This is a genomic window from Streptomyces sp. NPDC101166, from assembly GCF_044768125.1.
Taxonomy (GTDB): domain Bacteria; phylum Actinomycetota; class Actinomycetes; order Streptomycetales; family Streptomycetaceae; genus Streptomyces.
Map to the genome: position 1 here is coordinate 1 of NZ_JBIWPF010000314.1, position 1086 is coordinate 1086.

Annotated in this window: 2 protein-coding genes; both read left to right on the plus strand. The window is 70.5% G+C overall.

What is annotated here, in order from left to right; translation table 11 throughout:
* Positions 1–842, plus strand: an 842-nt coding sequence (locus ACIRS4_RS38715; protein WP_404205041.1) for an acyclic terpene utilization AtuA family protein, incomplete at its 5' end; no start/stop codon positions are given.
* Positions 839–1086, plus strand: a 248-nt coding sequence (locus ACIRS4_RS38720) for an acyl-CoA dehydrogenase family protein (RefSeq protein WP_404205043.1), incomplete at its 3' end; no start/stop codon positions are given. The genes ACIRS4_RS38715 and ACIRS4_RS38720, both read left to right, overlap by 4 nt.

Sequence of the window (1086 nt, forward strand, 5' to 3'; positions counted from 1 at the left end):
GTGAGGCCCCGCCGCCGCGAACCAAGGTGTCCACCAACACCATCGGCGGCTTCCGCAACGAAATGCAGTTCATCCTCACCGGTTTGGACATCGAGGCCAAGGCCGCGCTGGCGCAGCGTCAGCTGGAGTCGTGGCTGACGGTGCGTCCCGCCGAACTGGACTGGACGCTGGCGCGGCTGGACCGCCCCGACGCCGACACCGAGGAGCAGGCCAGCGCGCTGCTGCGCTGCGTGGTCCGCGACCCCGACCCCAACAAGGTGGGGCGCGCGTTCTCCAGTGTCGCGGTGGAATTGGCGCTGGCCAGCTTCCCCGGCTTCTCGCTGACGGCCCCGCCCGGCAATGGCGGTCCGTACGGCGTGTTCACGCCGGGATACGTGGATTCCAAGGAGATTCCGCACACCGCCGTGCTTGCCGACGGTTCCGAGGTGGCGATCGCGCCCGCCGGGGAGACCCTGGAACTGGACGTGGTCACGGAACCCGAACTGCCGCAGCCGCTTCCGTCCGGCGCCACCACCCGCGCCCCGCTGGGCGCCATCGCTCTCGCCCGCAGCGGCGACAAGGGCGGCAACGCGAATATCGGCGTCTGGGTGCGCACCGACGAGCAGTGGCGCTGGCTGGTCCACACCCTGACCGTCGAGGAGCTGCGCCGCCTGCTGCCCGAGACCGCCGACCTGCCGGTCACCCGGCACGTGCTGCCGAACCTGCGGGCGCTGAACTTCATCGTCGAGGGCCTGCTCGGCGAGGGCGTGGCCTATCAGGCTCGCTTCGATCCTCAGGCCAAGGGGCTCGGGGAATGGCTGCGAGCCCGGCACATCGAGATTCCCGTGGAGCTGCTGCCATGAGTTACGTGAGTCCCTGGAACACCCCGGAGCGTCGCGAACTGCGCGCCACCGTCCGTGGTTTCGCCGAGCGTGAGGTGCTGCCCTACCTGGACGGCTGGGAGCGCGACGGCGAGATCCCGCGGGAGCTGCACAAGAAGGCGGGCGCGCTGGGCCTGCTGGGCATCCAGTTCCCCGAGTCCGCGGGCGGTTCCGGCGGTGATGCCATCGACGCCGCCATCGTGGCCGAGGAGATGCACTACGCGGG